The 26,988-nt window shown below is 27.9% G+C and carries 26 protein-coding genes; 14 read left to right on the forward strand and 12 right to left on the reverse strand.

Annotated features, from left to right (window positions below; all coding sequences use genetic code 11):
- Window positions 1-14 precede the first annotated feature (14 nt).
- Window positions 15-554, reverse strand: a complete 540-nt coding sequence (locus tag KI686_RS06005; protein ID WP_237588367.1) for a DUF4136 domain-containing protein — start codon at window positions 552-554, stop codon at window positions 15-17.
- A 501-nt stretch (window positions 555-1,055) separates the two neighbouring features.
- On the opposite strand from KI686_RS06005, the gene KI686_RS06010 reads away from it, so the two are divergent.
- The 5 genes from KI686_RS06010 (at window position 1,056) to KI686_RS06030 (ending at window position 4,886) form a co-directional block, all read left to right on the forward strand.
- Window positions 1,056-1,598 carry a sigma-70 family RNA polymerase sigma factor gene (locus KI686_RS06010; protein ID WP_237588368.1) on the forward strand — a complete coding sequence of 181 codons (543 nt, stop codon included), beginning with the start codon at window positions 1,056-1,058 and terminating at the stop codon, window positions 1,596-1,598.
- Window positions 1,599-1,650: 52 nt separating this feature from the next.
- Window positions 1,651-2,214, forward strand: a complete 564-nt coding sequence (locus KI686_RS06015; protein ID WP_237588369.1) for a PAS domain-containing protein — start codon at window positions 1,651-1,653, stop codon at window positions 2,212-2,214.
- A gap of 115 nt (window positions 2,215-2,329) precedes the next feature.
- Window positions 2,330-3,220, forward strand: a complete 891-nt coding sequence (locus tag KI686_RS06020) for a dienelactone hydrolase family protein (RefSeq protein ID WP_237588370.1) — start codon at window positions 2,330-2,332, stop codon at window positions 3,218-3,220.
- Window positions 3,221-3,292: 72 nt separating this feature from the next.
- Window positions 3,293-4,114, forward strand: coding sequence for a class I SAM-dependent methyltransferase (locus KI686_RS06025; RefSeq protein WP_237588371.1), 822 nt, complete (start codon window positions 3,293-3,295; stop codon window positions 4,112-4,114).
- Between the two features lie 307 nt (window positions 4,115-4,421).
- A complete protein-coding gene (locus tag KI686_RS06030; protein ID WP_237588372.1) occupies window positions 4,422-4,886 on the forward strand; it encodes a hypothetical protein in 465 nt (154 codons plus the stop codon).
- Window positions 4,887-4,966: 80 nt separating this feature from the next.
- On the opposite strand, the gene KI686_RS06035 is transcribed toward KI686_RS06030, so the two are convergent.
- Window positions 4,967-6,931, reverse strand: a complete 1,965-nt coding sequence (locus KI686_RS06035) for a YgiQ family radical SAM protein (RefSeq protein WP_237588373.1) — start codon at window positions 6,929-6,931, stop codon at window positions 4,967-4,969.
- A 150-nt stretch (window positions 6,932-7,081) separates the two neighbouring features.
- Here KI686_RS06035 and KI686_RS06040 point away from each other — a divergent pair, with 150 nt between their 5' ends.
- Complete coding sequence (locus tag KI686_RS06040; protein WP_237588374.1) at window positions 7,082-8,998, forward strand: CocE/NonD family hydrolase; 1,917 nt, start codon at window positions 7,082-7,084, stop codon at window positions 8,996-8,998.
- A gap of 60 nt (window positions 8,999-9,058) precedes the next feature.
- Here KI686_RS06040 and KI686_RS06045 read toward each other — a convergent pair whose 3' ends face one another.
- Window positions 9,059-10,264, reverse strand: a complete 1,206-nt coding sequence (locus tag KI686_RS06045) for an MFS transporter (protein WP_237588375.1) — start codon at window positions 10,262-10,264, stop codon at window positions 9,059-9,061.
- Between the two features lie 292 nt (window positions 10,265-10,556).
- Here KI686_RS06045 and KI686_RS06050 point away from each other — a divergent pair, with 292 nt between their 5' ends.
- A complete protein-coding gene (locus KI686_RS06050; RefSeq protein WP_237588673.1) occupies window positions 10,557-11,138 on the forward strand; it encodes a DUF1684 domain-containing protein in 582 nt (193 codons plus the stop codon).
- A gap of 184 nt (window positions 11,139-11,322) precedes the next feature.
- On the forward strand, window positions 11,323-12,624 hold the full coding sequence (locus KI686_RS06055) for a voltage-gated chloride channel family protein (RefSeq protein WP_237588376.1): 1,302 nt from the start codon (window positions 11,323-11,325) through the stop codon (window positions 12,622-12,624).
- 30 nt (window positions 12,625-12,654) lie between these two features.
- On the opposite strand, the gene KI686_RS06060 is transcribed toward KI686_RS06055, so the two are convergent.
- From KI686_RS06060 to KI686_RS06070, 3 genes are read right to left on the reverse strand one after another with little or no spacing between them, the layout of a single operon-like run.
- On the reverse strand, window positions 12,655-13,617 hold the full coding sequence (locus KI686_RS06060; protein ID WP_237588377.1) for a DoxX family protein: 963 nt from the start codon (window positions 13,615-13,617) through the stop codon (window positions 12,655-12,657).
- 11 nt (window positions 13,618-13,628) lie between these two features.
- Complete coding sequence (locus KI686_RS06065; protein ID WP_237588378.1) at window positions 13,629-14,264, reverse strand: hypothetical protein; 636 nt, start codon at window positions 14,262-14,264, stop codon at window positions 13,629-13,631.
- Between the two features lie 6 nt (window positions 14,265-14,270).
- Entirely contained in the window at window positions 14,271-14,807 is a 537-nt protein-coding gene (locus KI686_RS06070; protein ID WP_237588379.1) for a DUF1599 domain-containing protein, read from the reverse strand.
- 88 nt (window positions 14,808-14,895) lie between these two features.
- On the opposite strand from KI686_RS06070, the gene KI686_RS06075 reads away from it, so the two are divergent.
- The 4 genes from KI686_RS06075 to cdaA all read left to right on the forward strand — a co-directional run bounded on the left by KI686_RS06075 (window position 14,896) and on the right by cdaA (window position 18,020).
- Window positions 14,896-15,477: an LOG family protein gene (locus KI686_RS06075; RefSeq protein WP_237588380.1), complete on the forward strand. Its 582-nt coding sequence runs from the start codon at window positions 14,896-14,898 to the stop codon at window positions 15,475-15,477.
- 1 nt (window position 15,478) lies between these two features.
- The gene (folP, locus tag KI686_RS06080; RefSeq protein ID WP_237588381.1) at window positions 15,479-16,300 is read left to right on the forward strand and encodes a dihydropteroate synthase; all 822 of its coding nucleotides are present in this window, start codon (window positions 15,479-15,481) and stop codon (window positions 16,298-16,300) included.
- Window positions 16,301-16,585: 285 nt separating this feature from the next.
- Window positions 16,586-17,191 carry an ExbD/TolR family protein gene (locus KI686_RS06085; RefSeq protein WP_237588382.1) on the forward strand — a complete coding sequence of 202 codons (606 nt, stop codon included), beginning with the start codon at window positions 16,586-16,588 and terminating at the stop codon, window positions 17,189-17,191.
- A 52-nt stretch (window positions 17,192-17,243) separates the two neighbouring features.
- Complete coding sequence (gene cdaA / locus KI686_RS06090) at window positions 17,244-18,020, forward strand: diadenylate cyclase CdaA (RefSeq protein WP_237588383.1); 777 nt, start codon at window positions 17,244-17,246, stop codon at window positions 18,018-18,020.
- 8 nt (window positions 18,021-18,028) lie between these two features.
- Here cdaA and KI686_RS06095 read toward each other — a convergent pair whose 3' ends face one another.
- Entirely contained in the window at window positions 18,029-19,795 is a 1,767-nt protein-coding gene (locus KI686_RS06095) for an ABC transporter ATP-binding protein (RefSeq protein WP_237588384.1), read from the reverse strand.
- Window positions 19,796-19,797: 2 nt separating this feature from the next.
- Window positions 19,798-20,523 carry a tRNA pseudouridine(38-40) synthase TruA gene (gene truA, locus KI686_RS06100; RefSeq protein WP_237588385.1) on the reverse strand — a complete coding sequence of 242 codons (726 nt, stop codon included), beginning with the start codon at window positions 20,521-20,523 and terminating at the stop codon, window positions 19,798-19,800.
- A gap of 98 nt (window positions 20,524-20,621) precedes the next feature.
- On the opposite strand from truA, the gene KI686_RS06105 reads away from it, so the two are divergent.
- Window positions 20,622-21,119, forward strand: a complete 498-nt coding sequence (locus KI686_RS06105; protein WP_237588386.1) for a metallophosphoesterase family protein — start codon at window positions 20,622-20,624, stop codon at window positions 21,117-21,119.
- On the opposite strand, the gene KI686_RS06110 is transcribed toward KI686_RS06105, so the two are convergent.
- The 4 genes from KI686_RS06110 to KI686_RS06125 form a co-directional block, all read right to left on the reverse strand.
- Window positions 21,106-22,746: a tetratricopeptide repeat-containing sensor histidine kinase gene (locus KI686_RS06110; protein ID WP_237588387.1), complete on the reverse strand. Its 1,641-nt coding sequence runs from the start codon at window positions 22,744-22,746 to the stop codon at window positions 21,106-21,108. The genes KI686_RS06105 and KI686_RS06110 overlap by 14 nt on opposite strands.
- 139 nt (window positions 22,747-22,885) lie before the next feature.
- The gene (locus KI686_RS06115; protein WP_237588388.1) at window positions 22,886-23,569 is read right to left on the reverse strand and encodes a hypothetical protein; all 684 of its coding nucleotides are present in this window, start codon (window positions 23,567-23,569) and stop codon (window positions 22,886-22,888) included.
- Window positions 23,570-23,678: 109 nt separating this feature from the next.
- Window positions 23,679-24,344, reverse strand: a complete 666-nt coding sequence (locus KI686_RS06120) for a response regulator transcription factor (RefSeq protein WP_237588389.1) — start codon at window positions 24,342-24,344, stop codon at window positions 23,679-23,681.
- A gap of 265 nt (window positions 24,345-24,609) precedes the next feature.
- The gene (locus KI686_RS06125) at window positions 24,610-25,041 is read right to left on the reverse strand and encodes a DUF4293 domain-containing protein (RefSeq protein WP_237588390.1); all 432 of its coding nucleotides are present in this window, start codon (window positions 25,039-25,041) and stop codon (window positions 24,610-24,612) included.
- 198 nt (window positions 25,042-25,239) lie between these two features.
- Between KI686_RS06125 and rho the strand changes: the two genes are divergently transcribed.
- Entirely contained in the window at window positions 25,240-26,961 is a 1,722-nt protein-coding gene (gene rho / locus KI686_RS06130; RefSeq protein WP_237588391.1) for a transcription termination factor Rho, read from the forward strand.
- Window positions 26,962-26,988 lie beyond the last annotated feature (27 nt).

Here is a 26,988-nt window from a genome sequence, read left to right on the forward strand (position 1 = left end):
ACGCTTTTTAGTTTTTATTTATTTTCTGAATTTGGAGGAAACTTAGAAATAATTTCATTTACAAACAACTTAATTCTTTCTTCTTTCTTTTCCATGCTTTCATTTCTAAGTGCACCTGTACCTACTCCTTGCCATATCAACTCTTTCTTTTCTTTATCAATAAAATCTACAAAAAGAGTACCTTCTGTATATTGTGTTACATTTACATTGTTATTCATCCCTCTCCAATAAGGACTCCAACCCCAACCCCAACCGTAGCCAAAGTTATTCTGATTTACATTTACTTGGTTTCTAGATCTTGTAAAAATACTAACTAATAAATCCGGATTATTAGAAAGTGTTAATCCTTTAGCTTTTAACTCTGCTTCTACTGCCCTTAAAATTCTTTTTTTATCTAAATCAGAAATTTTTGCTTTATCTATTTCTGGCTTATAAAAACCAAAAGTTTTATATTTATTAAAATCTACTTTTGTATCGTAATCTGTAACAACTTTTATCGAGTTACAAGAAACTAGCAGCAGAACACTAAATAACAACAGAATACTTTTTTTCATAATTATTAGATTTAAGTTATTTTATAATACAGAGAAACATTTACTAAGATAAAGTAAAAATTATAAATCTTTTATTTTTAAATGTTAAACACTCACAAAAGACAAATCAAAAATTATGCCAATCAAAAACAATACTACTAAGTTTTAAAAATTGAGTGTTAAAAGTAATTTAAAAGGTTAAAATCATCATATTTTAAAAAACTTTAATTACTTTTAATGTACTCTTTATGGTAATAATAAAAAGTTTTATTGATTAAAAGTTTAAATAAATTTTGCTTTTGTGCATCTTTTTTAAAAAACTTAAGTCTATTATATGAACTTAAAAATTAAATATCATGAAAAATAATAATTGTACTTGCAACTGTAATGGTTGTAAAGCCGGAAATTGCAAAAACTGTACATGCGAAAATTGTACTTGTACTTCTTGTAATTGTTAATCTAACTATTTACTTAAGCATCGCTAAAAAAAATATTGGCGATAATTAAAATTCATCAAAATATATGACTACAAACCAAGTTTGGACAACATATTCTGAAGATTTAAAATACTTTATCATCAGCAAAGTAAAAGATATTACTATTGCTGATGATATTTTACAGGACACTTTTATTAAAATTCATACAAAATTAAGCTCAGTAAAAGATGACACAAAACTAAAATCTTGGTGTTTTGCAATTGCTAGAAATTCAATTTTTGATTATTGGAAATCAACAAATAAAACTTTTGAAATTTCAAATCTAGAAACTGATACAGAAATTGTAAATAATGAGCATACAGAAAAAGATTGTTTAAGAGGCATCATAAAAAAATTGCCTAAAAAATACAGAGATCCTTTATTTTTATCAGACATAAAAGGATTAAAACAACAAGAAGTTGCAGATCAATTACACCAAAGCTTACCTACAACAAAATCGCAAATTCAACGTGCAAGAAAATTAATAGCAAAAGGCTTTGTAGACTGTTGTGGCTTTGTAATTAATAAAAAAGGAAATTTAGTTGGAGAAATAAAAGACAAAGGAGATTGTAAAATTTGTAGCTCTTAATTTTTAAAAAATATTCCTTTATAACTTAACTTCGTAAATTAAAATTCTTTTCATGAAAAATAATTTAGCTAATATGATTTGTTTAGATTTATTTCTAGCAAATAAAAACAAACAAGATTACGCCTTATTAAAAGAACTGCTAACCCCTTCTAAATCTATAACAACACCTATTATTAGTTTCGATTTTTATATTGATTTTTTTACTGAAGAAATAAAAAATGCGACTAGAAAAAAAGATATTTATGCAGTAAAAGATTTTGCCACAAAATTTAAATGGACAAATAATTTTAATGAAATTTTTAAGAATCAAACTTTTGATGCTATTGTACTTACAAATAAAAAGCAAGAAATTATTTGGGTAAATGATGGTTTTAAAAAGATGACCGGTTACTCTAAAAATTATGCAATTAATAAAACTCCTTCTTTTTTACAAGGTGAAAATACTTGCGAAAAAACAAAAACTTTAATCAGAAAAAAAATAAATACAAATAAGCCTTTTAAAGAAATCATTTTAAATTACAAAAAAGACAAAACACCATATAAATGCGAAATAAACTTTTACCCTTTAACCTATAAAAACACAACACATTTTATGGCTTTAGAAAGGGCTTTGTAATTATTTATTTCCTAAAAAGTAAAGCTTTAATGCTTTATTCTTTATTTATTAACATAATACATCGTTTTTTTTGTTTAATTTCGAATATAACCTAGTAACTATAAATTCAAATAAAATGCAAAAACTTAAAAAAGAAGATATTAATCAAGAAGTATTTGATTTATATGATGATTATGCACACAATAAAATTGACAGAAAAGAATTTATAAAAAAGTTATCTTTATATGCTGTTGGTGCAATTACTTTACCAGCTTTATTAAGTTTTATTTTACCTAATTATGAAGATGCTATTGTTGTAAAACTTGATGACCCAAAACTTAAAAACGAAACAATTTCATACGATTCTCCCAAAGGAGGAAAAATTATAAAAGGACAACTTTCTATCTTAAAAGATACTACAGAAAAGCTACCTGGTGTTATTGTTGTTCATGAAAATAGAGGATTAAACCCTTACATTAAAGATGTTGGTAGAAGAACAGCTCTAGAAGGTTTTATAACATTGGCTCCAGATGCTTTATCTCCTTTAGGTGGTTACCCTGGTAATGATGATAAAGGTAGAGAAATGCAAAGAAAAAGAGATCAAAAAGAAATGTTAGAAGATTTTATTGCTGGTTATAATTACTTAAAATCTCATAAAGATTGTAATGGTAAAGTAGCTGTTGTTGGTTTTTGCTTTGGCGGATGGATCTCTAACATGATGGCTGTAAAAATACCCGATTTAGCTGCTGCAGTACCTTACTACGGAAGACAACCTAAAAAAGAAGACGCTGCAAAAATTAAAGCTCCGTTATTATTACAATACGCTGGTTTAGATAAAAGAGTAAATGCTGGTTGGCCAGATTTTGAAACCATTTTAAAAGCTAATAATATAGAACACGAAGTTTATTTTTATCCAGAAGTAAACCATGGTTTCCATAACAATACAACACCAAGATATGATGAAGAATCTGCGGATTTATCTTGGGAAAGAACCATAGCATTTTTTAATAAACATTTAAAAGGATAATTAGACATTTCTTTGATAGGGTGATATTTTTTTCACTTTAATTTATTTACTTTTATCGTTTAAATTTTTAAAGTGAAAAAGAAACCTCTTATCAGTAAAGAATTAGAAAACTTTTACAATAAAGCTTCTGAAGAGACCAGACTAGAAAAAGGAATGGGAATCTTTGAGTTTGAACGTATAAAACAACTTATAGATTTACATATTAACAAACCCAATATTACCATTGTTGATGTAGGTGGAGGAACAGGTAAATATAGTGAGTGGCTTGCTAAAAAAAATCATACAGTTCACTTAATAGAACCTGTTTTAAAACATATAAAATTAGCAGAAAAAAGGGCAAAAAAATTAAAAAAGCCTTTTTCGGTTACTATTGGTGAAGCTTCAAAATTACCTTATAAAGATAATTCTGTAGATTTAGTTATTTTACACGGTCCGTTGTATCATTTACAAAAAAAAGAAGATAGAGTTTCTGCTATTTTAGAAGCTAAAAGAGTGCTTAAAAAAGGGGGAATTATTTTAGGTTTTGCAATAAATGCTACAGCATCTACCGTTGTTGGTTTAATGAACGGAATGATACATGCAAATTCTTTTTTTGAAATGTGTAAAGAAGAATTAACTACCGGAATTCACAACGCTCCAAAAGATTTTCCTTTTTTACTTGCTGATGCTTTTTATCACAAACCACAAGATTTAAAAACTGAATTTTTAGAGCAAAAACTAAACTTTATAAACATTTTTGCTGTTGAAGGAATGATTTGGTTAGACAACGAATATTTTGCCAACATGTTAGACAAAAAAAAATCTAAAACATTAAAAGCATTGCAAAATCTAACTCAAAACGATGAATATTTATTGCCTTTTAGCCCTCATATGATGATTGCTATTAGCAAGTAAATACAGTTAAAATCTTATTTTCTAACTATCTTTTTCCTTATTTTAATTATTTTTCTAAAACCTTAAAAAGGGACTATAACCTAAAAGAAACAAAAGTTATATTCTTTATTTAAAAAAAATCTTTAAAATATTTACCATTTAAAAAGCAATTACTTTTTCTTAATTATTTCATTTTCTTAAAATTAGAGTTTTATTTTAGTAATTTTTAAAATATTTGCATTAAAAATTATAAAATTATTTATTTCTATTGTTACTTTTTAATATTTAAAGTGTCTAATAAGTATACAATAAAAACAAAAATACAATTATGAAAAAATTACAAATTATATTATCGCTTACATTACTCTTTTTAGCATCTATTTCTTACGCTCAAGACGTAAATTATAAAAACAAAACTTATACTGTTAAAGGGAAATCTATCTATTTAGCTAAAACAGATATAACTGAGCAGTTAAGTGAAGATGATAAAAAAGAAATTTTTGCAAACAATAAAATTAATATAGAAAAGGCTAAAAAAATAGAGAAAGCTAAAAAAGAAGTTAAACTAGCAGAGAAAAAAGCACAAAAAGCAGAAAAAGCTCTTAAGGCAAAAGAAAAGGCTCAAAATAAATTTAAAAAAGCAAAGAAGAAACTAAATAACGCTGTTAAAAAACATCAAAGCCTTAAAATTAAAGGAGATTTATCTCCTAACGATTCTAAAAAGTGGTTAAGTAAAATAGAAAAATACAAAACCGAAGTAGAAAAAGCAGAAAAACGTTTGAAAAAATCTTAATTAATTATAACATTTCAAATAATAAAAAAGGTTTAGATTCTTTACGAATCTAAACCTTTTTTCATTTATAAAATTACCGTTTATCTTCTCCTTTTTTTAGAAGAACTTCTTGTTACTTTCTTTTTTCTTCTATTAAAAGGTACTGCATCATCAAAAGTGTTTTTAGCAGCTTTTGCTTTTTTGTTCTTTTGCCAAGAATTAGTTTCTGGCAACAATACTTTTAACAAATCTTGCCTTCCTACTTTGTTAAGCGTATTACGAATCCAATCTTTGTTTTCTTTTTTATACCAAAAGAAGAATTTATGTTGATCTTCTCGCTCTTTTTTAGTTTTCGGAGTTTTAGTCGGTTTTAACGTATACGGATGATAACCAGAATAATAAATAACCGTTGCAACTGTCATTGGTGTTGGTGTAAAACCTTGTACTTGCTCTAATTGAAACCCCATATCTTTAGTCTCTGCTGCTAAATTTGCCATATCTTCCACTTCACTTGCCGGGTGACTAGATATAAAGTAAGGTATTAACTGAAGGTTTAATCTTTTCTTTACATTTATCTTATCAAAACGCTTTTTAAATAAATGAAAATATTTAAAAGATGGTTTACGCATTAACTTTAAAACCGGATCAGATGTATGTTCTGGCGCAACTTTTAATCTACCAGAAACGTGTTTTGTCATTACCTCTTCCGTGTACGCATCCAATTCTTTTGCATCTGCATTTTTATTGAATTCTGGCACCAACATATCATGTCTAATTCCACTTCCAATAAAAGATTTTTTAATCTTAGGATGTTTATCTACAGCTTGGTATAACTCTGTTAACGGTTTATGTGATGTATCTAAATTAGAACAAATTACTGGCGATATACAAGAAGGAGCAACACATTTGTCGCAAATTTCTTGTACTTTTCCTTTCATTTGATACATATTAGCAGATGGCCCTCCAATATCAGATAAATATCCTTTAAAATCTGGCATATTTGCCACTTTATCTACTTCTTTTAAAACAGATTCTTGACTTCTACTTGCTATAAATTTACCTTGATGTGCAGAAATTGTACAAAAACTACATCCTCCAAAGCATCCTCTATGTATATTTATTGAGAATTTAATCATTTCAAACGCAGGTATTGGTCCACGTTTATCGTATTTAGGGTGTGGTAATCTTGTGTATGGTAAATCGAAAGAACCATCAATTTCCTTTTCGGTCATTGTAGGATAAGGCGGATTTATTACCAATGTATTTTCTCCTATACCTTGTAAAATTCTACGTGCTTTTAATTTATTAGATTCTTGTTCTATTACTTTAAAATTAGAAGCAAATGTTTTTTTATCCTTTAAACAAGCTTCATGAGAGTTAATAGTAACATCTTGCCAATCATTTACAACCGGAATTTTTTCTTGCTTTTGATTGATTAATACAGCTGTCTGTTTAATATTTTTTAAGCTAGAAAAAGGAACTCCTTTTTGCAATAATTCTACAATTTCTCGCAAAGGTTGCTCTCCCATTCCGTACACCAACATATCTGCTTTAGATGTTTCTAAAATAGAAGGTAATAATTTATCCGACCAATAATCATAATGAGTTACACGTCTTAAAGAAGCTTCAATTCCCCCTATTAAAACAGGTACATCAGGAAATTTTTCTTTTAATATTTTAGAATAAACAGAAGTGGCATAATCTGGTCTAAAACCTTTATCTCCATTAGGTGTATACGCATCTTTATCTCGGCGTTTTTTACTTGCCGTATAATTAGAAACCATCGGATCCATACAACCACCTGTAGCAGCAAAAAACAAACGTGGTTTCCCTAACTTTTCAAAATCTTGTAAATTATCATTTACATTTGGTTGTGGTACAATTGCCACACGTAAGCCATAACTTTCTAAAATTCTTCCAATTACAGCTGGTCCAAAAGAAGGATGATCTACATAAGCATCTCCGCTAAATAAAATAACGTCCAACTCTTCCCAACCACGTATTTTAACTTCTCTGTTTGTAGTTGGTAACCAATCTGTTAGTTGATGTTTTTTTGTTTCTTGCATAGTTTGCAAAAATACAAGAATTTTTATTGAATTAAATATTATTTTTATAAATGTATTTTAAGTCTTTAAAACCTATTTTCATTTTAACAAAAGTTTTTTCTTTAACTCTATTATGTTTTGTAGTTTTAACCAAATTAATTTAAATTTTCGATGAAAAAACTATTACTATTAGCCATTTTTAGTATTACTCTTTTTAATAGTTGCCAAAAATCAGCAACAAAAAAAGAAGTAAAAGAAGACACTTTTGTTGTAGATAATTACACAAAAAAAGAAGTAGATATTACCATGAGAGATGGTGTTAAGCTACACACAACAATATACTCGCCAAAAGATACCAGCAAAGAGTACCCAATTTTAATGCAAAGAACACCTTATAGTTCTGCACCTTATGGAGAGGGTAAAATGAAAACCAAAATTGGCCCAAATGTTCATTTAATGAAAGAAATGAATATTGTAGTTTACCAAGATGTACGTGGTAGATGGATGAGCGAAGGTGTTTACGATAACATGCGTGCTTACATACCTAATAAAAAAGAAAACGAATCTGACGAAGTTTCTGATACTTACGATACTATTGATTGGTTGGTAAAAAACGTAGAAAACAATAACGGAAATGTAGGTACTTGGGGTATTTCTTATCCTGGGCATTACGCAACTGTTTCTACAATTGATGCGCATCCGGCTTTAAAAGCTGCTTCTCCGCAAGCTTGTATTGGAGATTTTTTCTTTGATGATTTTCATCATAACGGAGCATTTCTGCTAAGTTATTTTAGAGCAATTTCTTTATTTGGTACTTACAAAGACACGCCAACAGATTCTGCTTGGTATTCTTTTCCAAAAATGGACTCGCAAGATCAATATCAATTTTTCTTAGATAAAGGACCTTTAAAAAACTTAAACGAATATTTTCAGTATGATAAATTAGATGTTAATGCTACAGCATCTAAAGATAAAATTGATGACTTTTTCTGGAAAGAAATTGTAGAACATCCAAATTATGACGAAAACTGGAAAAGCAAAGGTATTATTCAGCATTTAGACAAAGTGCCATCTACAGTAGCAACTATGATTGTTGGTGGTGAGTTTGATGCAGAAGATTTATACGGACCTTTAGAGACTTATAAAGCTATTGAAAAACATGGAAAAGATAATTACAATACTCTTGTTTTTGGACCTTGGGATCATGGAAAATGGGCAAGAAATACTGTAAAAAACACAGTTGGTAATTATTATTTTGGTGATTCTATTTCTTTAAAATTTCAATCAGAAGTAGAAACAAAATTCTTTAATCACTTCTTAAAAGGAAGTGGTGATAAAAACTCTGGATTGCCTGAAGCTTATGTGTTTGATTCTGGTAAAAAAGAATGGAAATCTTATGATACTTGGCCACCTAAAAATGTAGTAAAAGAAGATTGGTTTTTATCTGATAACCAAGAATTAACTTCTACTAAAAAATCTACATCAAAAATTAATTTTATTAGTGATGTTAAACACCCTGTTCCTTATTCTGAAGACATAAAAACAGTCTTTACTCCAAGAAAATACATGACAGACGATCAGCGTTTTGCTGCAAGAAGACCAGATGTTTTGGTTTTTGAAACAGATGTTTTAACCGAAGATTTTACCTTGGCCGGAGATATTTTAGCAAAATTAAAGGTTGCTACCACAGGTACAGCTGCAGATTGGGTTGTTAAAGTTGTAGATGTTCATCCTACGGATACAAAAGAAAATAATGATGCTTTACAAGATCATTTAAAAATGAGCAACTATCATTTAATGGTAAGAAGTGAAGTTTTAAGAGGTCGTTTTAGAAACAGTTTTGAAAAACCAGAACCTTTTGTGCCAAACAAAAAAACGGATGTAAATATTAAATTGCAAGATGTTTTTCATACTTTTAAGAAAGGACATAAAGTACAAATTCAAGTGCAAAGCACATGGTTTCCTTTAATTGATTTAAATCCGCAAACGTATGTAGATAATATTTACAAAGCAGATGAAAAAGATTTTAAAACACAAACTCATACAGTTTTTACAGATTCTTCAATTGAATTTTCTGTCTTAAAATAAGCTACTTAATACACAATAATTCAAAAAAAATCCATCAAGAAAACTTGATGGATTTTTTAATTATATAACTTCTCTTTTTAATACTTTTACTAAATAAGCTAAAATTAAAACACCTATAAAAGCGAAAACTGTAATTGCAATCCAAGTAACATCAAATCCAAATTTGTTTACCATTTGCATACCAACATTATGACTAAAAATATGCGCTAAAGAAAATGCAATACTATATAAAGCCATATATTCTCCTTGGTTTCCTTTTTCTGATCTTTCTACTGCAAAAGAATTAGAAAACGGAAAGGCAATCATTTCTCCTAAAGACATTAGTAAGATTCCTATAATTAAAACACCAACCCAGCCTGTAAGATTTAAAATAATAAAACTAATTCCCACAAAAAAAAGGCCTAAAGCAATTAACTTTATTTTAGATTTTTTTAAATCTTCTAACCATTTAATCAAAGGCATCTCTAATAAAAAAATTACCAAACCACTTAACCCCATTAACAAACCAATATTAAATTCTGATAAAAGTCGGTTCTCACTATAATACAAAGGAATCGTAGAAAAATATTGCATAAATATAAATCCGAAGATAAACATGGCTACAAAAAAGATTAAAAAAGCTTTGTCTTTATAAACAGAAACGGGGTTTAAAACCTTTGTTTTTTCTACAACTTTTACTTTTTTAGGATTTAAAACTTGCAACAACAATAAAGCTGCCAAAACACAAGTAATACCATCTGTCCAGAACAAACCAACATAACCAATTCCTGCAATTATTAAACCACCAAGCGCAGGACCTGCAGAAAAACCTAGGTTAATTGCCAAACGAACTAATGTTACAGATCGTGTTTTATTTTCTGGTTTACTGTAAACACTTAACGCTACAAACATTGCAGGCCTAAAAGAATCTGCAACTAACATAACTATAAAAATTCCGAAACAAAATTGATTAAATGTTGATGCAAATTGTAAGAAAACAAATAAAATACCTGTACCCAATAAACTCACTAACATTACTTTGTAATACCCAATTATATCGGTTAATTTTCCACCAATCCAAGTTCCTACAACAGAACCTAAACCAAAACAAGACATAACCCAACCTACATCTGAAAGTGAAAAGTTTAAACTTTTTGTAAGATATAATGATAAAAATGGAATTACCATGGTACCAGATCTATTAATAAAAGTGATTAATGATAACCACCAAACTTCTGTAGAAAGCCCTCTAAAAGTGTTTATGTAATTTTTAAATAGTGTATTCATTTGGTTTTTGTTGATATTCCGAAAATAAAAAAAGTCCGACTTAACAGTCGGACTTTTTATTTATTTGATTTTATATTGATATAATCAAAACATATAAACATACCGATTATTGTGGTTTATCCACGATAATTTGGTAATACATGTTAAGACTTTTTTCATTATTTACTTATTAATAAATCAAATCTACATAAAATTATTTGAAAGTTGTACTTTTGATTTGTAAATAAATCCTTATAAAATTTTGAAAAGAAATAATTCACTCTCTTTTTTTGTAATCATTTTCTATTTATTAATGTTTGTATCTTGCAATTCTGGTAAACGACCTTCTTTAATAGGAGAAACTGTTTATCAGCAAGAATTAAATGCAAGTTATAAAGACGCCTCTAAATCTCCTTTAAAAAAGAACGATTTAAAAGATTTTAAAGGTTTAGATTTTTTTAAAGTAGATTCTACTTTTATTGTAAATGCTAAACTTACAAGAATAGAAAATTCGCCAATTTTTGAAATGCCAACAACAACAGAAAGAAAACCTTTGTATAAAGAATATGGTTTATTAAACTTTACCTTAAAAGGAAATGATTATGAATTAACTGTTTATCAAAGTCAAGACGATTTGCGTGATGAAAAGTATAAAGATTATTTATTTGTTCCGTTTACAGATCTTACAAGTGGAAACGAATCTTACGGAGGTGGACGTTATATGGATTTAAAAACAACAGATATTGCTTCTGATAATACTCTTTTATTAAATTTTAATAACACTTATAATCCTTATTGTGCTTATAATGATAAATATTCTTGCCCTTTAACACCTAGAAAGAATCACTTAGATTTAGAAGTAAAAGCAGGGGTAAAAGCTTTTAAAAAGCATTAAATATTTAAAATTTTACAAAAAATAAGCAAATAAGTCTAGCCCTGATTGAGCGGTTTGTTTGAGCTCTTTTTGAGATTGGGTTTCATAAAAAGATATTTTTATGAAACCCACATCTAGCGAAGCGTAAAAAAAGCGAGTAGCGAAAGCAGGAAATAGCTACAAAAAAAATTAAGAGATAAAATATATGGATAAAATTAAAAAGTTTTTACGTTCTTTTGAGCAAAGTTTCTCTTTACTTTTTCTTTTAAAATGGACTTTTATCTGTTTATTAATTGGTGCTTTTACCGGAACTGCATCGGCTATTTTTTTATGGTCTTTAGAATGGGCAACCAATTTTAGAGAAGCCAATTTATGGATTATTTGGTTGTTGCCAATTGCTGGTTTTGTAATTGGTTTATCTTATCATTTATACGGTAAAAGCGTGGTAAAAGGAAATAATTTATTGTTAGAAGAATACCATTCTCCTAAAAAAATAATTCCTTTTAAAATGGCTCCTTTGGTATTTCTAGGAACTGTACTTACGCATTTATTTGGTGGGTCTGCAGGACGAGAAGGAACTGCCGTACAGGTTGGTGGCGCAATTTCGGATCAGTTTACCAAACTTTTTAAGCTAAATAATATTGATAGAAAAATAGTTTTAATTACGGGTATAAGTGCTGGTTTTGCTTCGGTTTTTGGTACACCTTTAGCAGGTGCAATTTTTGCTTTAGAAGTAATGATAATTGGTCGTGTTAAATTTGATGCCATTATACCAAGTTTTTTAGCGGCCGTTTTTGCTACTTATTTTTGTGATGTTTGGCAAATTTCTCATCATACACATTATACAATTTCAACCATAGCTGCAATAACACCTGTAACAATTTTATGGTCTGTTTTAGCAGGAATTATTTTTGGTTTGGTTGGTATGTTATTTTCTAAATCTACTCATTTTTGGGGTGTTTTATTTAAAAAACATATTAATTACCCGCCATTAAGACCTGTAATTGGTGGTGTAATTTTAGCAGTTATTGTTTATTTAATGGGCACCACAAAATACATTGGTTTAGGTGTACCAACAATTGTAGATGCTTTTAATATTAATTTAAATTCTTACGATTTTATCTTAAAACTACTTTTTACTTCTTTTACTTTAGGAGCTGGGTTTAAAGGAGGTGAAGTAACTCCGTTATTTTATATAGGCGCTACTTTAGGCAATGTTTTAATTTGGTTTATTCCTTTACCAATGCCTTTATTGGCTGGTATGGGTTTTGTTGCTGTTTTTGCGGGTGCAACCAATACACCAATTGCTTGTACAATTATGGGAATTGAATTATTTGGAATAGAGTCTGGCGTTTTTATTGCCTTAGCTTGTGTTACTGCCTATTTATTTTCTGGACATTCTGGTATTTATGCAGCTCAAATTATTGGTAGCCCAAAAGATGCTTTTTTTAATAACGAAAAAGGATTAACTCTTACTGATGTAGATAATCTACGTAATAAAAGTTAATCCTTTTTTAAGAAATTTTAAAAGAGTAGTTTAAAATTCTAACTCATCTATATCTACCCAATTTTTCTTTTGAGTAACCGTACCTTTATCTAAAATCATAATACCAGGGTTTGCTCTAATCATGGTTTTTAGTGTGGTTTCATCACAAAATAAAAACTCTAATGGTAAATTGTATTTTTCTTTTGCCAAAATTAAATCGTCTGTAAAAGAAGCCGAAACTCCGTAAACTGTATATCCTTTTTCTCTAGCTTTTAACGTAGCCTCTCTAACAGCAGGAAAACCTCTTTCATCTACTTTATCTAAATTATAGATAATTACCAACATTACTTTTTCTTTCTTTAATAATTCTGGCGCTAAATCTGCCTGCTCATCTTCTAGCATAAAATCGTGTACTGGTGGTATTTCTCCATCATCTTTATACTCCATACCTTCAGGAATATTTTTACCAATTGCATACGCTCTAAAATCTATAATTGGTAAATGAGTTAATACATGTTGTACAATAAACATAAAGAAACCTAACGATATTAAAGTAATTAACTTTGGTATTTTTCCTCTAAAAATAGGTTTAATAACGTCTACTTTTATCATTAAAACAATAATTAAAGCTATTAGAATAACATTTTTATAGAAAGTTTCCCAAGTAGATAGTTTTACAGCATCACCAAAACAACCACAATCTGTAACCTTATCATAATAAGCAGAATACCAAGTTAAAAACAAAAATATTAGTGTTAGAAAAAAGAGACTCCAAACTGTAAACTTTGGTTTATAACCAATTATAACCATTACACCTAATAAGATTTCTGCAACAATTAAAACAATTGAAAAAATTAAGGCATACGGAATTAAAAATTCCATATTTAAAACAGATTCAGAAAAATATTCTTGAAATTTATATTGAGAGCCAATTGGGTCTACTAATTTTACAAAGCCAGAAAAAATAAATAAGGCTCCTACTATAATTCTAAATAATTGTACTATTATTTTCATTTTATGGTTTTTTATCTTCTTGTAATGTTATTTATTTTATCATTTACTGTTAAATAATAAATAGCAAAAAATAACCTTCTTTTAATTCCTTTAAATTCTTCTTTTTTAAACTTGTAAAATGCCACAGCGTTCACACTAAAAGAAATTTCATTTGATATATAAAACAGATCATAAAAATCTCTAAATAAAACATCTTCTTCTTTTAAACTTTCTAAAAACTGCATGTATTTACCAAATTGATCTAAATCATAATTCTCTTTTACTACCTTATTTTTCAAGTATTTATCTTTAAAATAAGTTGGATGGCGCCAAATTTCTTTTAAGAAAAGGCTATCAATCTCAGAGTACAGTTCCAGCTGTAATTTATAATCTATTTTAAGATCCAAAGTATTAGTATTATTACCATTAATAGCATTTGTGATTGTTTCTTTATTAAAATTGAAATAACAGGCTTCTTTAGTTATATTTTTTTCTAGGCATAATTGGCTTTCAAAAAAATCTACAATAGTTGATAAATCTTCTAACTCATTATCTGTAAAAAATTCTGACATTGATTTATCAGCTTTCATTTCTTTAAACGTTGATGGTTCTTGACCAAAAGAGTTTATAAAAAATAAAATGACTAATAAAAAAACTAACTTTTTCATATAAACTTATGCTGTTAAATGAATCATCGCAAAAACAGCATAATTAATCATGTCTTGGTAATTAGCATCAATTCCTTCAGAAACCAATGTTTTTCCCTTGTTATCCTCTATTTGTTTTACACGTAATAGTTTCTGTAAAATTAAATCTGTTAAACTAGAAATACGCATATCTCGCCAAGCTTCACCATAATCATGATTTTTATTCATCATTAATTCTTTGGTAATTTTTGCATGTTTATCATACAAAATTGTAGCTTCTTCTGTGTTTAAATCCGGATTTTCTACAACACCTTTTTCTAACTGAATTAAAGCCATTATAGAGTAATTAATAATTCCGATAAATTCAGATTTTTCTCCTTCGTCTACTTTTCTTACTTCATTTTCTTGCAATTGACGGATTCTTTGCGCTTTAATAAAAATTTGATCCGTTAAAGAAGGTAAGCGTAAAATACGCCACGCACTTCCGTAATCACTCATTTTCTTTATAAACAAACTTCTGCATTCTTCAATTACAGCATCGTATTCTTTAGATGTCTTTTGCATTTTATCTTATTAAAAAGTATTGCTCAAAAATACTAAATCCTATATGCTTTTCTTTTATTTTTACCAAAGAATTTTAAAACTCATTAAATTGAAAAGAATTGTTGTTTTTTGCGGATCTAGTATTGGCTTTAATCCTATTTATAAAGAAGCAGCCGTAAAATTAGGAAACTATTTTGTTAAAAATAAAATTGGCTTGGTTTATGGCGGTGGAAAAGTTGGAATGATGGGTGCAATTGCCGACACAATTCTTGAACAAAATGGAGAAGTTATTGGTGTAATTCCTAAATTATTAGAAAAAGAAGAAGTATTACATAGCGGTGTTGAAGAAATGATTGTTTGTAAAACAATGAGTGAACGTAAGGTAATTATGAGCCAATTAATTGATGGTTACATTACCCTACCTGGTGGTTTTGGTACCATGGACGAACTTTTTGAAGCGCTTACTTTAGGACAATTGTATATTGAGCAAAAACCAATAGGAATTTTAAACATAAACGGTTTTTTTGATGCTATTTTATTACAATTAGATAAAATGATTGAAGAAGGTTTTCTAAAACAAACCAACCGAGATATGTTAATTGTTGGTACTTCTGTGGATGAGTTAATACAAAAAATGGACAATTATAAAGCCCCAAAAATTAGTACTATAATTAATAAAGTGGTAAGCTAAAATGACTATAAACTGTAAAGGAAATTTAATCGATTTATCTTCCCCAAAAGTAATGGGGATTTTAAATATTACTCCAGATTCTTTTTTTGATGGCGGTAAATATAAAAATAAAACCGACATTTTACACCAAACAGAAAAAATGATTTCTGACGGCGCAACATTTATAGATGTTGGTGCTTATTCTTCTAGACCAGGTGCAAAACATATTTCTGAAGATGAAGAACTGCAAAGAATAATTCCTGTTATTGATTTATTAATCAAAAAATTTCCTGAAATTATAATTTCTGTAGATACTTTTAGAAGTAAAGTTGCTAAAGAAACTATAAACTTAGGCGCAGCCATTGTAAATGATATTTCTGGTGGAAAAATAGACGAAAAAATGTTTACCACTGTTGCCAATTTACAAGTGCCATATATTTTAATGCACATGTTGGGCACACCACAAAACATGCAAAAAAATCCTGTTTATAATGATGTAACACAAGAAATTATTTCCTTTTTTGCAGCACAAATCCACAAATTACATCAACTAAAATTAAACGATATTATTATTGATGTTGGCTTTGGTTTTGGTAAAACTATTGATCATAACTTTGAAATTCTTAAAAATTTATCGCTTTTTAAAAATTTAGATGCGCCAATTTTAGCTGGAATTTCACGTAAATCTATGTTGTATAAAACCCTAGATATTTCTGCGCAAGAAGCTCTAAACGCAACCACATCTGCAAACACAATTGCTCTTTTAAATGGCGCAAATATTTTACGTGTACACGATGTAAAAGAAGCTGTAGAAGCTGTAAAAATTGTAAATCAGATTTTTTAATATTTTTATTAGAAGCTATTTCCTGCTTTTCGCTATATCTTTTTTCTGCTATTCTCGATACAAATTTGTTCATTCTTCTCAAATTCACTCGAACTGACAGAAAAAAGGATGCCGCTTCAATCAGGGCTAAGCCTACTTACCAACTTTCTGCTTTTAAAAAACTTGGCATTCTTTTTGTTAAAGAAATGTTAACAACAAAACTCCACCTAATCAAACTTTAATAAACTTCTTGATTTTCTTATCAAGAAGAAAAATCAATTTTATTAATTTTTAAAACTAGGTATTATGAGTAGAAAAGAATTACCAGAAATTAATGCAGGTTCAATGGCAGACATTGCATTTTTATTATTAATCTTCTTTTTAGTAACCACAACTATGAATGTAGATTCTGGAATCATCAGAAAAATTCCGGAAAAAGAAAAAATTTCAAGCAACATTCTTATCAAAGAAAAGAACATTTTAGAAGTAAACATCAACCTAAAAAACGAACTTTTTGTTGATGGAAAAATCATTCCTTTATCAAACTTAAAACAAACTGCAATCGATTTTATAGATAACGGAGCTGGTTTAGACAGAAATAAATTGCCTTGTAATTGGTGTAACGGACAAAAAAATCCATCATCTTCAGATCATCCTTCTAAAGCATTTATATCTATAAAAGCAGATAGAAATACCAATTATGAAACATATATTGCTGTTTTAGATCAAATAAATGCTGCATATACGGTTTTAAGAAATCAATTATCTGTAAAATTATATCAACAAAACTACATAAGTCTATTACAAGATTTAAAAAAGTCTAATAATCGTGACAAAAAAATACAAGAAAAAATAAAACTAATTCAAGAAAAATACCCACTTTTATTATCGGATGCAGAAATTAACAACTGATTGTATAATGAATAAATTTATTAGTACTTTAGCTTAAAATCTATCTATTTTCATGTTCGATTTTATTGAATTTTCTTTACTTGATGTACTAGACATTTTATTAGTAGCAACATTACTTTATTATATATACAAATTGTTAAAAGGTACTGTTGCTATTAATATTGTTATTGGTATTGCTCTTATTTTTTTAATATGGAGAGTTACACAAGCTTTACACATGGAAATGTTAAGCGGAATACTTGGGTATTTACTTTCTGGAGGAGTAATTGCCCTAATAATTGTTTTTCAGCAAGAAATTAGAAAATTCTTATTGATGATTGGTACTACAAACTTTACCAACAAAAGAAATTTTTTAAAGCAATTAAAATTTTTACAAACAGAAATTAACACAGATGTAGATTCTGAAATTATTTTAGAAGCATGTAAAAACATGTCTAAAACAAAAACCGGTGCTTTAATTGTTATAGAAAGAACAAATAGTTTAGACTTTTTAATTAACTCTGGCGATAAAATGAATGCACTTGTAAATGAAGCTATTTTACAAAGTATTTTTTATAAAAACAGCCCTTTACATGATGGTGCTGTAATTATTAGAGACAATTTTATTGTAGCTACAAGAGTTATTTTACCAGTATCAGATAGTACTAAAATTCCTTCTAGATTTGGCTTAAGACACAGAGCTGCAATAGGTGTTTCAGAAAAAACCGATGCTATTTGCTTATTGGTATCAGAAGAAACAGGTGAAGTTTCTTATATTAAAGATGGTGGTTTTGAGTTATATTCTGATTATGAAGACTTAAATGAAAAAATGAAAAAAGATTTAGTCTAAAAACGGACTTAAGATGCTTTATCTAAACCAAATTGCTTTTCATATAAATTCTTATAATATCCTTGCTCTTTATCTAATAACTCATTATGAGTTCCTTCTTCAACAATATAACCATTATCCATTACAATAATTTTATCTGCTTGTTTTATGGTAGCTAATCTATGTGCTATTACAATAGAAGTTCTGTTTTTAGTGATAGTTTCTGTAGCATATTGAATCATTTGCTCTGAATAAGAATCTACAGAAGATGTGGCTTCATCTAAAATTAAAATACTTGGTTTGCTAACATATGCGCGTAAAAAAGCTATTAATTGTCTTTGTCCAGAAGAAAGCATTGCACCTCTTTCTTTTACATTATATTGATAACCACCTGGTAGTGTCATTATAAAATCATGAATACCAATTTGTTTAGCTGCTGCTTCTACTTCTTTAAAAGTAATATTATCGTTTTTTAAAGTAATATTATTTAAAATTGAATCTGAAAATAGAAATACATCTTGTAAAACAATGGCTACTTGTTCTCTTAAACTTTCTATTGTGTATTTATCTACAGAAGTATCATCCACAGAAATAACACCACTATCTATTTCATAAAAACGATTTATTAAATTTATAATTGTAGATTTTCCTGCACCAGTTGCACCAACAATTGCCACTGTTTGTCCGCTTTTTACATCTAAAGAAATTCCTTTTAAAACTTCATCTCCTTTTACATAACTAAATCTAACATCTCTAAAAGAAATATCACCTTTTAATTTTTCTGCTTTTATAGATCCATTTTTAACAATGCTACTTTGTGTATCTAACACTTTAAAAACACGTTCTCCAGATACAATACCCATTTGTAATTGGTTAAATTTATCTGCAATTTGACGTAGTGGCCTAAACATCATTTGCGCCATTTGTACAAATGCCATTACAGTTCCTGGTCCTGGAACAGCTCCTGAAATTATTTGTTTGCTACCAAACCACACAATTAACCCAATACCAATTGAAGATAAAATTTCTGCAATTGGAAAGAAAATAGAAAAATACCAAATGGTTTTTACATGAGCATCTTTATGTTTATTATTAATATCCATAAAGTTCTTATACTCAATTTTTTCTCTATTAAAAAGTTGTACAATTTTCATTCCTGTAACACGCTCTTGTACAAAACCATTTAAGTTTGCAACTTGATTTCTTACTTCTTGAAATGTCGCTTTTATAGCTTTTTGAAAAACTCTTGTTGCATAAATTAAAATAGGTAAAACAGCTAATGCGATTAAAGCCAATTTCCAATTAAAATAAAACATTAAAGCTGCAATGGCAAACATTTGTAAAATATCACTTACAATAGTAAAAACGCCGCTACTAAAAAAAGCCGCAATTGTTTCAATATCAGAAACTACTCTTGTTACTAATTTACCAACAGAATTTGTATCAAAATAAGACATTTTAAACTGTAAAATATGCCTAAATATTTTTGCTCTAATATCTCTTATAATATGTTGCCCAACCCAATTTGCATAATATATAAACGAAAAACGCAGTAATACTTCTAAAAACACCACACCAAACATTATTAGAATATTATTGATAAGACCTTGTGTATCTTTTTCTGTAATGTATTTATCTACAGTTTCCTTTATTAAATAAGGGTTTATTAGCGCTACAAAAGCTAATAAAATGGTTGAAAAAACAGCTATAAAAAAATTTATTTTATAGCGTTTTGCAAAAGACATTAGCCTTAAAAAAATCTGTAAATCAAAAGCATTTCCTGTTTTATCTGCCAAACCTAATATTTTATTTTAGTTAAAAATAATCCTTTTGCAGGTACAGATAGCCCTGCATTACCTCTATTTTTACTTTCTATAATTTTTTTAAAATCTTCTTTAGTAATCTTACCCAAACCAACGTCTACTAAGGTACCAACAATTGCCCTTACCATATTTCTTAAAAAACGATTTGCGGTTATATAAAAAGTAAGTTCTTGCCCATCTTGTTTCCAAACAGCTTCAGTAATATCACAATTATATGTATAAACATCTGTTTTTACTTTAGAAAAAGATTGAAAATCTGTGTATTCTAATAACAACTTTGCGGCTTCATTCATTAAATCAACATCTAACGTTTGAGAGTAGATTTGCCATGAAAAATCTAATAAAAAAGGGTTTCTTCCTAACCAGATTTTATACTCATAACTTCTACTAATCGCATTAAAACGCACATGCTTTTCTTTATCTACAGCAAATACATTATAAACCACAATATCTGATGGTAAAAGAGAATTTAACTTATGCGGAATATCTCCTTTTAGTTCTTTTTCTAAATCAAAGTGAGCAAACATTTGCGATGCGTGCACACCTGTATCTGTTCTACCAGCACCAACAACTTCTATTTTTTCTTGAAAAATAGTACTAACAGCAATGTTTAATTTTTCTTGTACTGATATTGCATCTGGTTGAATTTGCCAACCATGATAATTTTTTCCGTTATAAGAAAGCTCTATAAAATACCTCAAAAAATATGTTTTTGTAGATACCAAAATTACGGAATTTATTTTGTTATGATTACATTTGAAATTAACATAGACGTTAATCTTTTCTTACTATTTTTTTAATGAAAAAAATTTTACTTTTATCTGATACTCATAGTTTTATTGATGAACAAATTTTAAAATTTGTAAAACAAGCTGATGAAGTTTGGCACGCTGGAGATATTGGTGATTTAAAAGTTACAGATACTATAAAAAAAATAAAACCTTTACGCGCCGTTTTTGGTAATATTGATAATGCTGATGCAAGAGCTGAGTTTCCCTTAGATGCAAAATTTTCTGTTGAAAATGTATCTGTTTGGATAACTCATATTGGTGGTTATCCTAACAAATATTATCAAAGAATTAGAGAAGAAATAAAATTAAATCCGCCAAAAATTTTTATTTCTGGCCATTCTCACATTTTAAAGGTACAGTTTGATAAGAAGCTAAACTTATTACATCTAAATCCTGGTGCTGCAGGAAATCATGGTTTTCATAAAGTAAGAACCATGTTGCGTTTTGAACTATCTAACGGAGAAATTAAAAATTTAGAAATTATAGAATTGGCTAAAAGAGGTTAACTTCTAATTTTTCTTGAACTGGCAGTTCTATATAAATATCTGTCCCTTCATATAATTCTGAATTCACTTCTAATTTTCCTTTCATCATATGAATTCTTGCTTCTATTTGATTAATTCCTAAACCTCCTTTTGATTTTATTTTTGTTTTATCAAAACCAACTCCATCATCAGAGATTTTTATAATCAATAAATCATTTTTTTCTTTTAGTTTAATTGAAGCATTTTTAGCACTACTATGTTTTAAAATGTTATTTACAAATTCTTGAATAATATTATGCGTTTTAATTTCAAAATTTTGATCATATCTTCTTAAATTCTTTATTTTAGTTTCAATAACTAATTCAGAATTAGAATACTTTTCAGCAATATCTCTAACCGCAAAATTTAATCCAAATTTTAATAAAACAGAAGAAACCAACGTGTGAGATAAATCTCTAATTTTTTGAGAGGCTTCTGTTATTATTTCTTTTGTTTTAATTATTTCTAGAGGCTCTTTACCGTTAAATTGTTTTTTTGTGGCTTGTAAATGTAAATTTGCTGATGATAAAAGTGCGCTTACATTATCATGCAAAGTTTCTGCAATTTCTTTTCTTTCAGATTCTCTACCATTTAAAGTTGCATCTAAAACCCTTGCTTGGGTTTCAGATTTTAATTTATCTAACTTTTGATTTTGTAATAACTCAGACTGAGTTAATTCTAATAGTAAATTTTTTCGTCTATAACTAGAATAACCAATTACAACTAATAACAAAATTAACAGAAATCCACCTACAACAGCACTTGTTATTGTTCTTTCTCTCTCTTTTAAAATCTGCACTTCCTTTTCCCTATCAAACAAGGCTTTTTTTGAATCAAAATTATGTTTAAAACCTAGTTCTTCTATAATTTTTCTTACTTCTAAATCTCTTAAAGAGTCTTTAATGTTATAAGATTGTTCTTGAACAGTATATGCTTCATAATCTTTTAATTTATATAAATTATATGCTAAATTATAATATAAATCTTCCTTTACTCTTAAAGCTCTTTCAGTATTTTCATTTTTAATTAAATCAAGAGCTTCTTTATAAGTAGATTTAGCAGTTTTATAATCATTCAATTCTAAATAAATACTAGCTAAATTTCCAAGAGCTGAGGCTTGAGAAGTATTGTTATTTCTTCTTTTATGAATTTCAACAGCACTCATCGCATATTCTTTTGCTAAACCATATAAAGAATCCTGCAAATAAATTCCAGATAAATTTGATGATGCACTTGCTTGATAAGACAGTGACTTTTCATCTAAAAAACCATCCAATAATACCTTATTATAAAAATGTTTTGCAGAATCTTTTTTGTTTAACCTCAGATAATTATTTCCAAGTTTTAAATAAGTATTTATAACTTTTATATTCTTTGAACTATTATCTTTAAAATCAGTTAAATTTAACTCATCAATTGAAATTAATTTTAATGATTTTTTGTAATAAATTATAGATTTAGAATAATTGTTACTCTTTCTATAAATTTCAGCTATTAAGTAAGTTGTTTTAAACTTAATTTCATTATTTAATTTATTTTTTAACAAATTAAGAGCCTTACTTAAAGCCTCTGGATAGTTATTTTCATTATAAAGTTTCTCAATTTTCACAAACTCTTTTAAACTAATGCTATCTATTTTTTTATATGACAAAAAAGAAACCTTAGAATTTAAGGTTTCTTTTTTTAATATATTGAAAGCATTAATTTTTATAAAACTAAAACTTATAAAAAGAAATATAATTACTTTTTTAAAGATCTTCCCCTTCATCAATAATTATTCTTGGTTTTCTTTCTGTAAATGATTCCATTTCACTTTTTGCATTATAACTAGAGTGATTAACAAAATCAATTTGTAACAATCCTTCATTTTCAAAAGTTCTAAAATAACTATTACTTTCTTGTGATTTTTCAGTTTCTTCTAAATGAATCTCATAAATATCAGTTTCTTCATCGTAAATAAAATCTACAGACACTTTGTTTCTTACTGTAAAATCTAAATCATATAAACCTTCTTCATTTTTAGATATACTATATTCTTTAAGAAACTCATCTGATGTTTTTGCTGTATATAATATGTTATCATCAACAATAGATATACTAGGTGTTTTTCTTGAATTTTCTACTATAAATTCTATTTTAAAGTTTTCGTTATCAAACATTAAATCTGAACTATAGTCTTGTTCTTTACTTAACAAGCTAGTAGAAGACAAGTAAAATTCATTTGTATTATTAGTTGTGTTCTTAACTTTATCTATACTAACATTGTCTTCTACATTTATATCTATAGAGTATTCTCCACTAGCATTTCTTTTTAATTCGTAAGTTTTAAAAGCAACACTATTGTCTTCTAACGTTAAATTTTCATCTTCTGAACAAGACATAAAGGTTGATAGCAATAATACTAAGGTAATTAATAAATTAGATTTTTTCATTTTAATTAGTTTAAGATTAATTTAACCGAAGGTTAGCTAGTGTATGCAGTTTATAAGTTTGGGGGAACTAATAATTATTTATTTTAACAAATTATAAATTGGGGGAAATTTATACTATATTATTTTTTACTGCATACATCGCTAATCCTACTGAATTTTTTACATTTAATTTTTTTAATAATTTTTTTCTGTATGTTTCTACTGTACTAATTGCTATATTTAAAACATCTGCAATCTCTGTAGAACTAAACTCTTTCGTAATTAATTTTAATACTTCTATTTCTCTTTCTGTTAAAGTATCTATCAAGAAACTATTAGGAGTATCACCTACCGCTATATTTTTACTTGTAATAGATTTTAAAAGAATATTTTTAATATCATTACTAAAATATTGCTCTCCATTTGCAACTGCCTTTACAGCATCTACAATATGCTCTCCTGCATTGTTCTTTGTAATATATCCTTTACAGCCAAGTTTTAACATTTCTTGTACTATCTTTATATCATCATAACTAGATAGTATAATAACATTTAGAAAGATACCTTTTTTATTAAAATGTTTTAAAACTTCAAAACCATCTAATACAGGCATTGTAATATCTAATATTAATACATCGGCTTTATTATTTTTATTATCAAACCAATCTACTACTTCTTTGCCTGTTAAAGAATAACCACTTATCTCAATTTCTTTGTCAGTATTTATTACAGCTATAATCCCTTCAATTAAAATCTTGTGATCATCAGCTACATGAACGTATATTTTATCTTTCATTATTTGTTACAAATTTAGATTAGTTTCTAGTACTATACAATCCCCATTTATAGGGAAATTTAGATACCCATTTATGGGTATACGTGTCCCTTTTTCCAAGGAAATAAATAATACAAATGATTAACAATCAACATCTTAAAAAAACCTTTAATTTTTAAAACTTTATTTAAAAAAATAAAAATAAATCTATTATTTCTAAAAAATAAAAAACCGAGAAATAAATTCTCGGTTTTTTTTCGCACTAAATATAACTAAGATGTTAGGTTTATCGCAATCTATCTACAGATTTTACAAGATCTTCATCCTTTTTAATAGCTTTATTTGCCAAAACAACAAGCAAAATAGCTAAAATAGGTAAGAACATCCCAATACCTTTCTCCGAAATCGAAACTTCTCCAGGTAAAGTTAGAGATACATAAACTAATAATCCTAATAAAATAAGATTGATCAATATTACTAAACGCCCAATTACAAACTGCAATTGCCTTTTCTTAAATAAAAATATATCTATTAAAGAAGTTACTGCAGAAAGTAAAAACAAAACTGGAACTATTTTTAAAAGAATTGATTCTCTTAAAAATAAATCTAATATATATACTTTTCCTTTTAAATTTTCCCATAAATCAAAGACAAAAATTAAACCACCAGAAACTAATGATGCTAATAATAAATATATACTTTGTATTCTTTGAATCATTTAAAAAAAATTGGAACACAAAAGTAGAGTTTTCTTTTTTAAAAAGAAAATGAAAAACTTAAAAAAATTGTATATATTTGTCTTACAAAACCGCACAATATTGTTGTATAGTACTATATACAATAAATAAAAACCAAAAAACACAATTAATCTTATTACAACATTTTAAGGTTTACATTTTAACTTAATAAATAACGAATGTTCGAAATATCAGAACTAAAAGCAAAAACTATTGCTGATTTACAGGTAATTGCAAAATCTATAGGTCTTACTAAAACAAGTCAACTTAAAAAATTAGATTTAGTTTATCAAATATTAGATACACAAGCCGCAAACCCTGTAAAAACTTCTACTCTCCCTGAAGCTGAAGTTAAACAGAAAACAGAAAAACCAAAAAGAAAAAGAGTTTCTAAAACAACTACTGCAAAAGCAAAAACAACGACAGAGCCTACTGCAGAAACTACAACTACTAAAACTCCTGCAGCAAAGGCTACAGAAAAGCCTAAGCCAGAAAGAACACCTAGTAAAAGACCAACTAACACTAAAGAGGTAGTTGCTAAAGAAACAGAAACTAAAAAAGAAACAACAACAAATGTTAAAACAAATGTTGTTGCTAAAGTTGATAAAAAGGTTCAAAAACCTGCTGCTAACAATCAAAATAAAACTCAACAAAACAAACCGCAGCATAAAAATCAACCAAATAAACCACAACATAAAAATTCGAATCAGAATAGAGATAAAAACAATTCGAATAGAAATGTTGGTAACAAATCTAATAATCGTTACAAAGATCCAGATTTTGAGTTTGATGGAATTATTGAAAGTGAAGGTGTATTAGAAATGATGCCAGATGGTTACGGATTTTTACGTTCTTCTGATTATAATTACCTTTCTTCTCCAGACGATATTTATGTATCTCAATCTCAAATTAAACTATTTGGATTAAAAACAGGAGATACAGTTAGAGGTAATGTTCGTCCTCCAAAAGAAGGCGAAAAATATTTTCCTTTAATCAGAGTTTCTAAAATAAACGGATTGAACCCTAATTTAGTTAGAGACCGTGTTTCTTTTGAACATTTAACACCTTTATTTCCTCAAGAAAAATTCAATTTAACAGAAAAAGGAAGCTCTTTATCTACTAGAATTATTGATTTATTTTCTCCTTTAGGAAAAGGGCAACGTGGTATGATTGTAGCGCAACCCAAAACAGGTAAAACCATGCTTTTAAAAGATGTTGCTAATGCAATTGCTGCTAATCATCCAGAGGTGTATCAAATTGTATTATTAATAGATGAGCGTCCGGAAGAAGTTACAGATATGAAACGTAATGTACGTGGAGAAGTTGTTGCTTCTACTTTTGATGAGCCAGCAGATAAGCATGTACGTGTTGCAAACATTGTTTTAGAAAAAGCTAAACGTTTGGTTGAATGTGGACATGATGTTGTTATTCTTTTAGACTCTATTACTCGTTTAGCAAGAGCTTACAATACTGTAGCTCCTGCATCTGGAAAAATACTTTCTGGAGGTATAGATGCAAACGCATTACATAAACCAAAACGTTTTTTTGGCGCAGCTAGAAACATTGAAAATGGAGGTTCTTTAACTATTATTGCTACAGCTCTTACAGATACAGGCTCTAAAATGGATGAGGTTATCTTTGAAGAATTTAAAGGAACAGGTAATATGGAGCTTCAATTAGACAGAAACATTGCTAACCGAAGAATTTATCCTGCTATTGATTTAATAAAATCATCTACAAGAAGAGACGATTTATTATTAGATGAAAAAACGGTATCAAGAATGTGGATATTACGTAAATATCTTGCAGACATGAACCCTATTGAAGCTATGGAATTTATTAATGACAGAATTAAATTATCTAGAAACAACGAAGAGTTTTTAATTTCTATGAAAAATTAATAAACTAATTTAAAATATTTTTAAAAA

This window comes from Polaribacter sargassicola (genome assembly GCF_021991835.1).
GTDB lineage: Bacteria > Bacteroidota > Bacteroidia > Flavobacteriales > Flavobacteriaceae > Polaribacter > Polaribacter sargassicola.